The sequence below is a fragment of the Acinetobacter sp. R933-2 genome (assembly GCF_030325485.1).
In the GTDB taxonomy this organism is placed as follows: Bacteria; Pseudomonadota; Gammaproteobacteria; order Pseudomonadales; family Moraxellaceae; genus Acinetobacter; species Acinetobacter sichuanensis.
This window is the reverse complement of sequence record NZ_JACAIJ010000003.1, coordinates 218657-233932: the sequence shown is the minus strand read 5'-3', so window position 1 is coordinate 233932 and position 15276 is coordinate 218657. Positions and strand designations below refer to the sequence as shown.

Genomic DNA, 15276 nt, shown 5'->3' with positions numbered 1-15276 from the left:
TCAAAAAAATGCCTGTTAATCAGGCATTTTTTTATTAAAAATCACGTGTTCAATCATGGCATGTGCAATACTGCCTGAAAAAGGAATTTCGGGTAAAGCATCAAATTTAAAGAATTGAGCATCACTGATTTCTTCTTCTTGTAAGACAATTTCACCTGAAGCATATTCAGCTTTAAAGGCAAGCATTAAGTTGCTTGGAAAAGGCCATGGTTGGCTCGCTAGATATTGAATATTTTTAACTTCAATGCCAATTTCTTCAAGGGTTTCACGTTGTACAGCTTCTTCGAGTGTTTCTCCAACTTCAACAAAGCCTGCGATTAAACCATACATATTACTGGTGTTTTTAGCATTTTTTGCGAGTAAAATTTCATCTTTTCCTCGTGTAATGACCGTAATAACACAAGGTTGCACACGTGGATATTGATGGTAGCGACAAGCAGGGCAAACCATCGCATATTCTGTAGGATGAACTTCTGTTTCATGCCCGCAATGGCTGCAAAACTTATGGTTACGGCGCCATTCTAAAAGTTGTAAAGCACGGCTTGCTTGTTCAAATTGAACCTTTGTCCATTGTGAAATAAGCTGGCGAATGGGAACGAGTTGATAACCTTCAGGAATGTTTTCCTCAATAAATAGATCTCGGGCGATAATCTGATCACCCGAGTTAAAAATAAGATCACTTGCTAATTGTTCAACTTGTGGTAATTGAAAATTGTCATCAACAAGAAGTTGGTGATGGTGAAAAATATAGGCAAGTGATAATTCTGACATTAGGCGATCGCTTTTAAGTTTTGGCTACTTTTCAATGCTATATCAAACATAGATTGTAGGACAGGTTGTTTATTCTGTAAATTTTCAATCATCATATCAGCACTTGCTAGCACTTCTAATACAGATTGAATTTGCTGTGGATTTAATGTGGTACTTTGAGATAAAGCATGGTCAATAAATTGAGCACATGTCAGTAATGTTTCTTGGCTCGCTTTAGAACCAAGGAATAATATTGCACCGCTAATTTCAGTCAGTTGTAATGCAACATTAGCAATAGTTTCCTGATTTTGTTCAGAAATATATTGAACCAATGCTTGGCTAGTGGCATCAATTTGAATCTTCGTTTCTGCTAACAAAGTGGTATGTGCTTCATCTAAACGATCGAGTGAAATTTGCAGATTATTGACACGAAGTTGTAAGCGATTTGATGTGTAATTACGTTCTAAAATTCCAATTGAATTCATAGCAGATAAAATACTATTCATCAATTGTTGCGCATAGTTTTCATCTTCTAAAATGGTTGGATTGTCAAGTAAGGCTGCTTGTTGTACAAGTTCTGTTGCTGCTTCATTGAGATTTAAAACTTTAAAAATGTTCGCTAAACCTAATAACTTGCTTTTAAGTTCAACTGTTTTTTCATCTGACATGTTTTGATAGTTGTACTCAATCGCATTACGAATTTCTGTCATTTCTTCAGTGATCAGTTTACTTACGCTATGAATCGTTTCAAAATCTGGACCATATAAATGACGACTAAAAACATGGAGTTGATTATCTGTTAGAACATCATCACCAGCTTGAATTTTATGGCGTAAATTTTGTGCAATATCATTATCTTGGCTAATACACAAACTGAGAACATTCGCAACTTGTAAGTTATCTACATTAAATTGTTGAGTTTGGCTTAGGAAGTTACCAATATTGGTTTCAATTTGAATTAACGTGCGTAAGCGAGCATCACTCAAAATAGTATCTTGTAGATGCTGTAAGGCGTTTGCGACCAATTTCCAATATTGAGCACTTGGCGTTGTATCTGCTAAATGAGAAAGATAGGCTCCCACCAGTTGTAAGCCTTGATAATCTAATTGAGTTTCGTTTTGTTTCAAAAGGTGATTTAAGCAGAGCTTATATAACCGATGTACATAATTCGATTTTTCGAGTTCTTGTGCTTGGGCTAATTCTAAATGAGGAATCTCAGCCAACAATGGTGTTAGATTTTCTCCCTCTTGTGTAAGCGGTTTGCCAAGCGCTAGCTCTAAACGGTTTAAGGTATCAAGCAAAAACTGGTGAACTTTGACTTCACGTAAACAGGTAAACTCGACAAAGCGTTTGAGCATTGTTGTGCCTTCGCTCAGCGCAAGTACATCTGATGTTTTAATATTACGCGGATCTTGCATGATTTTATGCATTAATTCCGCTGCATATTCAGTAAGTTGTGCGAGTTGCGGTATGTTGATCAAACGAATCACATGTGCACATTGTTCAAACTGATTCAGTGCATCATCTATACCAAAAGGTAAGGTTTGATCTTCAACCAAACTACTAACAGCCGACTCAACTTGTTGAATCGAATTATCCACTTCATTTTTTATTATTAATAATGCTGTTGGATCAAAATATATTGATGTTTGATAAGACATCAAAGCCCCCTGATGAAAATAAATGTTCTAATTTTTTAGCCTTTAGTATAAAGACTAATTTTTAGATTTTAATATCGCTTAAATGCAGACAATTTACAATAGACTTATTTGCTTAGTCTTAGGACTTTACAAACTGTACGAAGTGGAATGCTGTCTATTTACCCAGTTCTTTTCAGTTGATTGCTGAATCGATCGGATTCTTGAGTGATTCCACTTTTGACTGTCCTGTTATTTACCAAAAATACATGCTTCTCCATTTTTTTCTTGGTATTTTTTTACCCAAGCATCGTGCGCTGCTAACTCTTCTTCTGATGCTAAAATGACAGGCGCTTGTACATCGATTTTTGCACGTGTTTGTTGCTCAGAAGATAAGTTTGATGTGTCTGATAAAGCATCCATGTCAAAGGAAACTTGTCCACCTGTCATGGCTAGATAGACATCAGATAAAATCTCAGCATCCAGTAAAGCACCGTGGAAAGTACGGTCACGTTGTGGAATTTCATAACGACGAACTAAAGCATCTAATGAGTTTTTTTGCCCCGGATGCTTACTTTTTGCCATTGCCAAAGTGTCAGTGACACTACAGACTTCAGATAAAGCGACAAAGCCACTGCGTTTAAACTCCATATCTAAGAAGTTCATATCGAAGCTTGCATTATGTGCAATAATTTCTGCACCTTCTAAATAGTCAAAAAGTACTTGTGCAACTTCATGATACTTAGGTTTATCTTTTAAAAACTCATCCGTAATACCGTGAATTGCTTCAGAGTCACCTACAGGCTTTTCAGGGTTAATATAAATGTGAATAGAGCTACCTGTGAGTTTACGATTGATCATTTCAATCGCTCCAACCTCGACAATACGGTCACTGTCTTGAAAATAAAAACCTGTGGTTTCTGTATCTAAAATAAGTTGTCGTGGACCTTCAATATCGAGTTTTTTTGGAGTAATGACAATATCAGGATGCTGTTGAATATTTGTCGTTGAATGTTCTTGTTCTTTTGCTGCTGTTTCATGACTGAAATGTTGAGCAGAAGAAGATAACGCACCTATATTTTCATGTTCTTCACTTTCACTGCTCAGTTCAGTTTCTTCGGCTGTATCTTCATCTTCATTGACAAGATCAAAACCAAAAGGGTCATCTAAAAGCCAATCTGCTTCAACTTTTTTTTTATCTTGAGTCATGGTGGTCTTTGCCTGAGTTAAAAGTTTCTGAGTCGTGGTAATTTGAGTCTGGGTGATACCTTGCGCTGTATTTGATGCACCTAAATTGGCAAGTTGATCTGCCATTTCGTTGCCCGCATGTCCTGCATGTCCTTTAATCCAGTTCCATTCAATGTCACGATCTTTACATGTAGCATCGAGTTTTTGCCACAAATCAGGATTTTTGACATCTTTCCAGTTTTTCTTTTTCCAATTCTCAATCCACTCAGTGATGCCACGTTTGACATAGTTAGAATCTGTCCACAAAATGAGCTTGGCATCTTTGGGGCAAAATGCAATGCCTTCAATAGCGGCTGAAAGTTCCATCCGATTATTGGTTGTTTCTCTTTCACCACCACACAGTTTATGTTCTTCTGTTTCAGTAATGATATACGCACCCCAGCCGCCTAATCCTGGATTGCCTTTACATGCACCATCGACATAAAGCGTGATTGTTTGAGACATAATGATAACCAATGAATGAAATTTAGTGTTGAACATCGTGAGCTAAGAATTTATTGTATACGCAAATCGCGTTTTCCACCGCTAGAACTCCGATTTTTTTAATTTTTTGTAACATTTGTAAGCAGTTTGCTTGCAATAAGTGCCTTGTATGAGCCAGATGCTCTACTAAAATGGCATGGATAAAATAATTTACTATATGTTGTTCGGAATCCTGTATGTCTAAACCAACCACGATTGTGTGGCAGTCCACTACTCCTGTTTTATTTAAATTATCATTCATGACAACAGCACTGGCTGCCATTGGTTTAATGACAGGGTGTTCTTCTTCTCAAACTGTGAGTAAACCACAGACGAGTAAGCAAACAGGAATGTTGGATGCAACAAGTCTGGACTCATTAGAAGATCTATTATCAGCAACTGATATGCGTGCTGTAGAGGGCGATCGTTTACTTATTTTAAAACATGGTGATGTCTGGAAACGTATGTCAGTCGGTTTTAAAATGAATGAAGATCGTTGGGATCCGCGTATTGATGCACAACGTAGTTGGTTTGCTGCACGTCAGCCTTATATTGATCGTTTAAGTGCCCGTGCATCTCGTTATTTATACCATACTGTCAAAGAAGCTGAACGTCGTGGTTTACCAACTGAATTAGCACTTTTACCTATTATTGAAAGTTCTTATGATCCCGCTGCAACCAGTAGTGCAGCCGCAGCAGGCATGTGGCAGTTTATCCCGAGTACAGGGAAAATTTATGGTTTAAGACAATCTGGTTTGTATGATGGTCGTCGTGATGTGGTCGAATCTACCCGTGCAGCTTATGAGTTTTTAGGAAGTTTATATAATCAGTTTGGTTCTTGGGAGCTTGCTTTAGCAGCATATAATGCAGGTCCAGGACGTATCCAACAAGCAATTAATCGTAATGAAGCGGCGGGTTTACCTACAGATTATTGGTCATTACGTTTACCACAAGAAACCATGAACTATGTACCACGTTTCTTGGCTGTAGCACAGATTGTAAAAAATCCACAAAAATATGGTGTAACACTACCTCCTATTGCCAATCGACCACACTTTAGAGAAGTGTCTGTGCCTGCTGGGGTGCAACTGAATCAAATTGCTGCAACTACAGGTTTAAGCCGTGCAGAATTATATGCTTTAAACCCTGGGCATCGTGGTGAGGTTGTTGATATCTCCAGCCCAATGAAAATTTTAATTCCAGCAGATTTAAATCCAAATATTGATACAAAATTAAGAGGCTTACAGCCAAATTCAGGCTCATATTTAGCAAGTAATACGCCGACTTATGTACCAGCACCGACTTATGTACCTGCAAATACAGGGACGCCTATCGCGCCAACTAGAACGAATCCACCTGTACTAAGTGCAAGTAATACAAGTCCTCAACCTGTTGCACCTGTCACGACAACACAGCCTGTTACGCCTTCAACTGTAACGACAGTTAGAAATACACCACAAGGTGCTTCTGCTTTGGCGGCATTTGCCTCAGATGCAGTTATTCCAAGCGCACCCCGTATTCCTGTAGCCGTGACACAAGCCAGCAATGTAAAACCTGTTACAGTTGAGCCGCCATTATCTGCACAAGAACGTGAGCAAATTATGGCAGCAGTAAAAACTGAGGACGAAAAACTCACAGTTAAGCAAGTGATTGATCCTCAAGCAACACAAGCTGAAAAAGATGAGGTTGTCAAAGAAATTAAAGCAATTGCGCCACAAGGAACTGAAATTGTTGATCCTTATGACGGTAAAATTAAGCTTACAGCGATTCAAACGAGTCAGTCTGTGGCTGAGCAACAAGGACGAGAAAATACAGTCGGCTTTGCTTATCCAAAAGGTGTAGCAGAAACCACAGCGAAAACATCAGAAGAAGCAAAATTAAATCAAGATAAAAACTTTGCCAAAACAGATAGTGAAGTTGTGGTGGTACCACCAAAAGGTAAACGTAGTACTTATACAGTGTTAGCTGGTGACACACTGGCAATCATTGCAATGAAAAATGGTGTAAATTGGCGTGATATTGCAAAATGGAACCAAGTTGATCCAAGTGGGACATTATTTGTTGGTGCAACTTTATATTTGTATGACGCTAAACCACAAGAAGCAGAAACACCATCAAACTCAGTTAAAAAACCTGATCATACCCCTGCAACGTATGTCGTAAAACCAAATGACAGTTTAACAGGCGTGGCAGAACAATTTAATCTGTCTGTTTCACAGTTGGCGAGCTATAATAATTTAACAACAACGAGTAATTTACTGGTTGGGCAAAAGCTTAACTTAAAAGATATAGGACAAGAAAAGCTCAGTGCATTAAATAAAACGCTTGTTCATTCTGACACCTCTAAACCTGAAGCAAAAATTAAGACGAAACCTTATGTTGTAAAACGTGGTGAATATCTGAAAGTTATTGCAGATCGCTATGCTTTATCTGTACAAGAGTTAGCAGATTTAACCCCTGGTTTGGAAGTAGGTAATCTATTTGCTGGGCAAAAAATTAATGTTCCATTGCAAGAAGTACAGCAAAGTGCTGAAAAACTTGAGTCGAAAGTTGTAGATCAAACTAAATTTAATAATGTCAAAGCTGAAACTCAGTATAAAACTGAAAGTTATCGTGTAAAAAGCGGTGATACTTTATCGAGTATTGCAGTTCAGTCTAAGATGAGTTTATCTGAGTTAGCCGCATTAAATAATTTATCTGTTTCAAAAGGCTTATTGGTTGGGCAAACCATTAAAGTGCCAGAAGGTAGTACGGTTCCAGAGAGTTATGTGGTTCAATCGGGTGATAGTTTGACGACTGTTGCCAATAAGTATAATTTGTCTTTAAGTCAAGTTGCTGATTTAAATGGTTTAAGTACAACAGCAGGTTTGTTTGTTGGGCAAAAACTAAAATTATCAGGTGAGCCTGTGCAAGCTGCAAAAACTAAGCAGATTGAACAGCCTGAAATCCAGAGTAATGAACGAAATGTAAGTAAAGATATACATATTGTGAAATCTGGCGAAACGATTGCTTCAGTCGCTAAAAAATATCATTTACAAGTCGCATTTTTAACCGAGTTAAATGGTTTAGCACGTAATGCAAGTTTACGTGCAGGTCAGCGTCTAAAAATTGATGGTGAATTATCGACTAAAGAAAGTAATGTCAAGGAAAAAGAAGAGCCAGTGACGAAAGTGACAGCTTCAACAAAAGCCTCGACTAAAGATACTGAAGCTTATACAGTAAAAGCAGGTGAGTCGCTCAATGTCATTGCGAGCCGTACTGGTGTTTCAGTGCAGGAGTTGGCGGCATTGAATAACTTAAATGTACGTTCAGGTTTGCAACGTGGGCAAAGTATTCAAATTCCAAAAACTGTGACTGAATATAAAGTCAAAAGTGGTGATTCTTTAATTCGCTTAGCCAGTAAATATGGTATAGCAAGTAATGAACTCGCTGAAATGAATAATATTCAGCCAAATACACAGTTGCGTATTGGAACTGTCATTCGAGTACCAAACTTATAATTGATCTGTAAGTTGATTTAAAAGTAAAAGGATAGACTCAATATGCTATTGAGCTTTGCGTATGCGAAACAGCTAGGGGCAGTAGGGGTTTTATGTTGGATCGCAGGTGCATTATATGCAGCACCTCAAACAACCCCTTATATTGCAATTCATGCCACTGCAAAGTACGCAAATGCTCAAGCAATGCCGTATGCTAATCCAGTTGCTCCCAAAGGCGGCATGATTAGTCAGGCAGGAAATGGAACATTTGATAATTTAAATGGCTTTAATGGCAAAGGAACGAGCGCTGAAGGTACAAATTTTTTATTTGATACCTTGATGAGTTCATCACTCGATGAACCAAGTGTTATGTATCCTTTACTAGCAGAAAAAGTGACTTTTGATCCCGATAAAACCAAGTTTGTGATTTTTCATCTTAATCCCAAAGCGCGTTTTAGTAATGGCATACCTGTCACCGCAGAGGATGTTAAATTTACCTTTGATATTATTCAGAGTAAAGCCAACCCTGGCTTTCAAATGTATTTATCTGATTTAGAAAAAACAGAAGTATTGTCTAAATACCAAGTTAAAATGACGTTTAAATCAGATAATAATACAGAAATGCCTTTGATTTTGGCGTCTATTGCCATCTATTCCAAAGCAGACTGGAAAAATAAAGACTTTGCTAAAATTACTTTACAGCCAATTTTAGGTTCAGGACCTTATTTGATTGATCGTATAGATGCAGGACGTAGCATTTCCTATAAACGTAATCCAAATTATTGGGCAAAAGATTTAGCTGTAAATAAAGGACGCTATAATTTTGATCTTGTGAAATTTGTGTATTATCGTAATTTAGATATTGCTTTTGAAGGTTTTAAGTCGGGTCAATATACGTTTCATGAAGAAAAAATGTCTCGAAAGTGGACAACAGAATATAACTTTCCTGCGTTAAAAGCAGGTATGGTCACCAAATATATTTCTAAAACAGCAAACCCTGCACCGACACAAAGCTTTGTTTTTAATACCCGTAAAGCACCTTTTAACGATATTTATTTTCGTCAAGCATTAAGTTATGCCTATGATTTTGAATGGTTAAATAAAGCTTTATTTTATGGGCAATATATTCGTCTAAACAGTTATTTCCAAAATAGTGAGCTTGCAGCCACAGGTCTACCATCTCAGCAAGAATTACAGATGATGCAACCTTATTTAGCGCGTTTGCATCCTTTACAACGTCAAGGCGTTTTGGCAAATTGGAAATATCCACCTTCCGATGCCAGTGGGTTTAACCGTAATAATTTACTCGTAGCGCGAACTTTGCTGTTAAAAGCAGGTTATCGTTATCAAAATGCGATATTGGTAGACCCAAAAGGACAGCCAATTCGTATCGAGTTTATGATATTTCAGGAAAGTTTAAATCGAACCTTAATGCCTTTTGTGCGTAATCTTAAAAAACTTGGCATTCAGGTTTCTATTCGTCAGGTTGATGTTCCTCAATATATTGAGCGAATGCGCCGTTCAGATTTTCAAATGACCACCAATGTGATGCCTCAATCATTGACTCCAGGGAATGAACAAGCGCAAATGTGGAGCAGTAAAGCAGCCGATGAAGTGGGGAATTATAACTATGCAGGGATTAAAAACCCTGTGATTGATGAAGCAATACAAGAAGTGATTCGTGCGCCAAATCGAGAGCAGTTAATCCTACGGACTAAAGTTTTAGATCGCTTATTGCGTTCAGGTTATTATCATATTTTGACTTATGGCAATGATAAAAATTGGTATGCTTATTGGAGTATGTATCAACAACCAAAAGTGAAACCGCAGTTATCACTTGGTTTGGACTACTGGTGGTCTGAGCCAAAACAAGCGCAAAAAATCAATCAATATTTGCGTAAACAATAATTTAGGCTGTATTTGATTGAAAATAAAAGCCATGCGCTTACAAGGAATGTCACATCAATGGGCACATACATTCTCAAACGACTTTTACTTATTATTCCGACATTATTTTTTATTTTATTAATTAATTTTGTGGTGATTCAATTGGCACCAGGTGGTCCAGTAGAGCAAGCGATACAGCAAGCTGAAAGCTTTCAAGGGATGGGGAATGCACCTGCGGGAGCAGAGGTGGTATCCGCTTCAAATAATCCTAGTCAATACCAAGGTGCTCGTGGTTTGAGTGATGAAATGGTTGAAAAAATCAAAGCACAATATGGTTTTGATAAATCTGCACCTGAACGATTTTGGATGATGCTCAAAGGTTATCTTCATTTTGATTTTGGTACCAGCTTTTTTAAAGATAAGCCCGTAACTCAATTATTATGGGAAAAAATGCCAGTGACGGTGTCTTTGGGTTTATGGAGTACTTTGCTGATTTATTTGGTTTCTATTCCATTAGGCATTAAAAAAGCCAAACAGCACGGTATGATTTTTGACAAATCAACTTCTTTGTTGTTGGCGGTTGGCTATGCTGTTCCTTCCTTTGTATTTGCTGTTTTGTTGATTGTGTTTTTTGCAGGTGGCTCTTATTTTCAGTGGTTTCCACTACAAGGCTTGGTCTCGGATGATTTTCATAGTTTAAGTGTATTGGGCAAAATTAAAGATTACTTTTGGCATATGACCTTACCTTTGATTGCGATTGTATTGGGTGGTTTTGCTGGTTTAACCTATTTGACGAAGTATTCGTTTATGGAAGAACTGAATAAACAATATGTTTTGGCTGCACGTGCCAAAGGTTTAAATGAAAATCGAGTGCTCTATGGGCATGTTTTTCGTAATGCTATGCTGATTGTGATCGCGGGTTTACCTGAAGCTTTGGTGGGTATTTTCTTTGTTGGAAATCTATTTATTGAAATTATTTTTAATTTAGATGGGTTGGGTTTACTCGGCTTTGAGGCAATTACTCAGCGAGATTATCCTGTGATTTTTGGTACATTATTTTTATTTACCTTGTTAGGGCTTGTATTACGTTTGATTAGTGATGTGTTGTATCAAATTATTGACCCTCGTATCGACTTTGAATCAAGAGGAGCAAAATAATGTCTCCATTGATGCAAGCAAGATTTAAAAAATTTAAAAAAAATCGTTTAGGCTTTAGTTGTTTTATTCTATTTGCGCTTATTTTTATTTTATCTTTAGGTGCCGAATTTATTGCCAATGATAAGCCTTTATTGGTCAAATATGATCAGCATTATTATGCGCCTGTATTAAAAACTTATTCTGAAACGACATTTGGTGGTGTTTTTGAGAGTGAAGCAGACTATCGTGATCCTGCTGTGCAACAGTTAATTGATGCTAAGGGTTGGGCGATCTGGCCGATCTTACGTTATTCCTATCAAACACCAAATTTAGACTTGGCTGTGCCTCTACCTTCACCACCGACTGCACAAAATTGGTTAGGTACAGATGATCAAGGACGTGATGTCGTCGCACGAATTTTGTATGGTTTAAGGATTTCTTTGTTATTTGGTTTAGCTTTAACGTTATTTGCTTCAGTGATTGGTATTTTTATTGGCGCAATACAAGGTTATTACGGTGGTTGGGTTGACTTAATTGGTCAGCGCATATTGGAAGTGTGGGGTGGTTTGCCAACGCTCTTCATGATTATGATTTTAGTGAGTTTATTTACACCAAGCGTATATTGGCTATTTTTGATTATGTTGGTTTTTGGTTGGCCAGCGTTGGTTGGCTTAGTACGTGCTGAGTTTTTACGTGCACGAAACTTAGACTATGTTCGTGCTGCACGTTCTTTAGGTGTGCGTGATGGGACGATTATGTTTAGGCATATTTTACCTAATGCGATGAGTTCAAGTTTATCGCAGCTTCCTTTTATGTTGACCGCAAATATTACAGCATTAACTGCATTAGATTTTTTAGGTTATGGTTTACCACCAGATGCAGCATCTTTGGGTGAGTTGTTGTTACAAGGCAAAAATAACTTAAATGCGCCATGGTTGGCTTTATCGGGCTTTTTTACATTGGCTTTGGTTTTATCTTTATTGATTTATATTGGGGAGGCGACACGTGATGCATTCGATCCAAGACGTCAATAAAGACGCAAAATTAGTATTGTCTGTGCGGCATTTAAGTATTCAAAATCAACAACATGATTTGGTGCAAAATTTAAACTTAGATTTACATGCAGGAGAAACGATTGCCATTGTAGGTGAGAGTGGTTCAGGTAAATCTATCAGCAGTCTAGCAATGCTAGGTTTATTGCCTGAACATTTAAAAGTTACAGGTGAAGCCAATTTAAATGGGCAAAATTTATTACAAATGAATGAGACACAGTTACGTCAAATTCGTGGTAAAAAAATTGCGATGATTTTTCAAGAACCCATGACGGCTTTAAATCCATTACATCGGGTTGAAAAAATTATTGGTGAGCCTTTGTTGTTAGAGGGTATGCCTAAAAATAAAGTGCGTAAACGTGTGATTGATTTACTCACAGATGTGGGCATTCCTGAACCTGAAGAAAAGTTAAGTCGTTATCCTCATGAGTTATCAGGTGGGCAAAGACAGCGTGTGATGATTGCAGCAGCTTTGGCATTAGAGCCTGAAATTATTATTGCAGATGAGCCAACTACAGCTTTAGATGTGACTTTGCAAGCGCAGGTGTTAAATTTATTACAGCTCTTGATTGTAAATCATGACATGGCAATGATTTTAATCAGTCACGATTTAAATTTAGTGAAACGTTATGCCAATCAAGTCATTGTAATGAATAAAGGTCGAGTTGAAGAAAAAGGTGCGGTGAGGGATATTTTTAATACACCTAAGGCGGACTATACGAAGCATTTACTTGATCATGATTTTGGTATTGCAAATCCTGTACCACGACAAGACCCTTCTGCATTGGTGTTGTCCTTACATCATGTTGGTGTCAAATTCCCCATCAAACAAGGCTTGCTGAATCGGGTAAAAGACTATTTTGTTGCTGTTGAACCTTTAGAATTGAGGTTACATCAAGCAGAGTCAATCGGAATTGTGGGGGAGAGTGGTTCAGGTAAAACGTCTTTGGCTTTGGCTGTAGCGCGTTTGATTGACAGTGATGGCTTAATCGTCTTATTAAATCAAGATCTAAATAGGCTTAAAGAGTCAAAATTACGTCCATTACGTGCTGAATTTCAAATGGTTTTTCAAGATCCATTCAGTAGTTTAAATCCACGTATGACGGTAGAACAAATTATTGGTGAAGGCTTGGCTTTGAAAAAACTCAAAGCAGATGAAATTCAAAAACACATTACAGAAGCTTTGTTAAAAGTTGAACTTCCTGCTGAATTTATATCACGCTATCCACATGAATTATCGGGTGGGCAACGCCAACGTGTTGCATTGGCACGTGCTTTGGTTTTACGTCCAAAATTAATTATTTTTGATGAGCCAACATCGGCTTTAGACCGTACTACACAGCGAGCTATTGTGAAGTTATTACGTCAGTTGCAAGCAGAGTTTCAAATCAGCTATTTATTTATTAGTCATGATTTACAGGTTGTCAAAGCATTGTGTCAAAAAGTTTTAGTATTGCGTCATGCTAAAGTCATAGAGTTTCAGGATACTGAATCTTTATTTAAAAACCCTAAAACTGACTATACTAAGCAATTGATTTCAGCGAGTCAGTATTAAAATAGCGCAGCGTTTAAGTTTGGCATGCAATTTTGACATGAGATATTGTCAGATTTTGCTTGACCATTTTTTTAAATAATTTAGAGTAAATATTCTAAAAATAGATTAGAGATGCACCATGAGCCATATTGCACAATCATTTAAAATACGAAATACCACCTTTAAAAATCGCATTATTAAAGGTGCAATGAGTGAAGCATTAGCAAACCATGCAGGTCAACCGAATAAATTACATTTAGGTTTATATGATGCATGGGGTAAGGGTGGTTTAGGCTGTGCGATCACAGGCAATGTCATGGTGGATTTTCGTGCCAAAAACGAACCTGGTGTGGTTGTGGTTGAAACAGAGCGTGACCTAGAAAAACTCACAGCATGGGCAAATGTCGGTAAAAAGCATGACATGGTGCAACTGATTCAGTTATCACATCCGGGACGTCAATGCCCACGTGGTTTAAATAAAGAAACCGTTGCACCTTCTGCTGTGGCATTCAGCCCAACGTTGGCAACGACATTTGGTACGCCACGTGCTTTGGAAGAAGCTGAAATTCTGGATATTATCCAGCGTTTTGCTGAATCTGCACGCATCTGTGAAAAGGCAGGTTTTGAAGGTGTACAACTGCATGGCGCACATGGTTATTTGATTAGTCAGTTTTTATCGCCATTGACTAATAAGCGTCAGGATCAATGGGGTGGTTCCATTGAAAACCGTTCACGCTTTTTATTGGAAATTTATAAGGCAGTTCGTGCTAAAACCTCAGAAAATTTCATTGTTTCCGTTAAATTGAATTCGGCAGATTTCCAGCGTGGCGGTATTACTGAAGAAGAAGTGATTCATGTCTTTAAAGCCATTGATGCGGCAGGCATTGACTTAATTGAAGTGTCAGGCGGAACCTATGAAGCACCTGCGATGGCGGGTGCCAAGGCGGATAAGCGTAAGGCGAGTACCATTGCCCGTGAAGCATATTTCCTCGATTTTGCAGAAAAAATTCGTAAAGAAGTCAAATGCCAACTGATGGTGACGGGTGGTTTCCGTACTGCACAAGGTATGAATGCAGCTTTGGACAGTGGTGCATGTGAATTTATCGGGATTGCCCGTCCTTTGGCGGTAGAAACAGATGTCAGCAATAGTTTGATTGCCGGGCGTGATGTACGTTATGCCGTGGAGCAAATTAAAACGGGTATTCCATTTGTTGATAAAATGGCAATCATGGAAATTCTCTGGTACGCAGCGCAGTTTAAGGCGATTGGTGAAGGCAAACAGCCAAATCCTAAATTATCGCCATTAAAAGTATTCTTGAACTACGCCAAAAATAATGTCAAAGCTGTGATTCAAGGGCGAGTGAATTCACGTAAATCAGCTTAATGGGCTTTATTCCAATATAACTGAAAATGCTCAGCAGACCATTGTCCTTTCGCTTTTGCACGTTGAAAGGCAGGTCTGCTTTCTATTTGTGCCAGATAGGCATTGATATGCACGTAGTTTTGCAATGTCTGATCTAGCTGTGTGCAGGCAAATAAGGGAAACCACAATAAAATATCAGCAGCCGAAAAGCGTTCTCCTGCAATCCATGGATGAAGTTTGAGTTGTAGCTCAATCTGTTGCATGTGTTGTTGTAGCGCGTTATTTAAATAGCCCTGATCAAAACCATATTTAAATACTTTGGCAATAAAACGAATTGGAAATGGCGTATGTTGCACGATTTGTGCAAAAATTTGTTTGAGTGCCACATTTGGCATAAAAGAAGCATCTGCACAATTTTTCCAATAATAAAAATCAGCAAGTTGCTTATTTTCTGTCATATGATGCGTGGCGAGCTGTGTAGATTGCTGGCAAAGAAAATCTACAATGGCTGTGGTCTCTGCCAATACCAAGGCGGATTGCGCAGGCGGAGCATACACCAAAGTTGGAAATTTTTTACAGGGATGAGGGTGCTTAGGATAGTCTTGTTCTTGTATATGTTCAGTAAAAGTCACGATTTCATAGTCAAGATTTAATTCTTCACATAACCAAACGATGCGTTGCGAGCGTGAGTTTTGTAGATGATATAAAGTGATGTGCATTTGATTGC

General features: G+C 38.1%; 10 protein-coding genes. 6 read left to right on the top strand and 4 right to left on the bottom strand.

The annotated features are described in order from the left end of the window. Nucleotides 1–15: 15 nt before the first annotated feature. The 3 genes from nudC to dnaQ all read right to left on the bottom strand — a co-directional run bounded on the left by nudC (nucleotide 16) and on the right by dnaQ (nucleotide 4079). Nucleotides 16–771 (bottom strand): NAD(+) diphosphatase, encoded by a 756-nt coding sequence (nudC, locus tag HX005_RS05210; protein ID WP_107006453.1) that lies wholly within the window; start codon nucleotides 769–771, stop codon nucleotides 16–18. Beyond that, on the bottom strand, nucleotides 771–2411 hold the full coding sequence (locus HX005_RS05205; protein ID WP_286376538.1) for a chemotaxis protein: 1641 nt from the start codon (nucleotides 2409–2411) through the stop codon (nucleotides 771–773). The genes nudC and HX005_RS05205 overlap by 1 nt, the downstream gene beginning before the upstream one ends. A gap of 228 nt (nucleotides 2412–2639) precedes the next feature. Beyond that, on the bottom strand, nucleotides 2640–4079 hold the full coding sequence (gene dnaQ / locus HX005_RS05200; RefSeq protein WP_286376537.1) for a DNA polymerase III subunit epsilon: 1440 nt from the start codon (nucleotides 4077–4079) through the stop codon (nucleotides 2640–2642). A 215-nt stretch (nucleotides 4080–4294) separates the two neighbouring features. Between dnaQ and HX005_RS05195 the strand changes: the two genes are divergently transcribed. The 6 genes from HX005_RS05195 to HX005_RS05170 all read left to right on the top strand — a co-directional run bounded on the left by HX005_RS05195 (nucleotide 4295) and on the right by HX005_RS05170 (nucleotide 14570). Further along, nucleotides 4295–7597, top strand: a complete 3303-nt coding sequence (locus HX005_RS05195) for a LysM peptidoglycan-binding domain-containing protein (protein ID WP_286376536.1) — start codon at nucleotides 4295–4297, stop codon at nucleotides 7595–7597. Nucleotides 7598–7639: 42 nt separating this feature from the next. After that, nucleotides 7640–9484, top strand: coding sequence for an extracellular solute-binding protein (locus HX005_RS05190; RefSeq protein WP_286376535.1), 1845 nt, complete (start codon nucleotides 7640–7642; stop codon nucleotides 9482–9484). Between the two features lie 57 nt (nucleotides 9485–9541). Beyond that, nucleotides 9542–10621, top strand: a complete 1080-nt coding sequence (locus HX005_RS05185; RefSeq protein ID WP_107006458.1) for a microcin C ABC transporter permease YejB — start codon at nucleotides 9542–9544, stop codon at nucleotides 10619–10621. Continuing rightward, nucleotides 10621–11634, top strand: a complete 1014-nt coding sequence (locus HX005_RS05180; RefSeq protein WP_107006459.1) for an ABC transporter permease — start codon at nucleotides 10621–10623, stop codon at nucleotides 11632–11634. The genes HX005_RS05185 and HX005_RS05180 overlap by 1 nt, the downstream gene beginning before the upstream one ends. Next, nucleotides 11609–13207, top strand: a complete 1599-nt coding sequence (locus tag HX005_RS05175) for an ABC transporter ATP-binding protein (protein ID WP_286376588.1) — start codon at nucleotides 11609–11611, stop codon at nucleotides 13205–13207. Before HX005_RS05180 ends, HX005_RS05175 begins: the two co-directional genes overlap by 26 nt. Nucleotides 13208–13325: 118 nt before the next feature. Beyond that, on the top strand, nucleotides 13326–14570 hold the full coding sequence (locus HX005_RS05170) for an NADH:flavin oxidoreductase/NADH oxidase family protein (RefSeq protein WP_107006461.1): 1245 nt from the start codon (nucleotides 13326–13328) through the stop codon (nucleotides 14568–14570). Here HX005_RS05170 and HX005_RS05165 read toward each other — a convergent pair. Next, nucleotides 14567–15268, bottom strand: a complete 702-nt coding sequence (locus HX005_RS05165) for a glutathione S-transferase (protein WP_286376534.1) — start codon at nucleotides 15266–15268, stop codon at nucleotides 14567–14569. The genes HX005_RS05170 and HX005_RS05165 overlap by 4 nt on opposite strands. Between the last annotated feature and the right edge of the window lie 8 nt (nucleotides 15269–15276).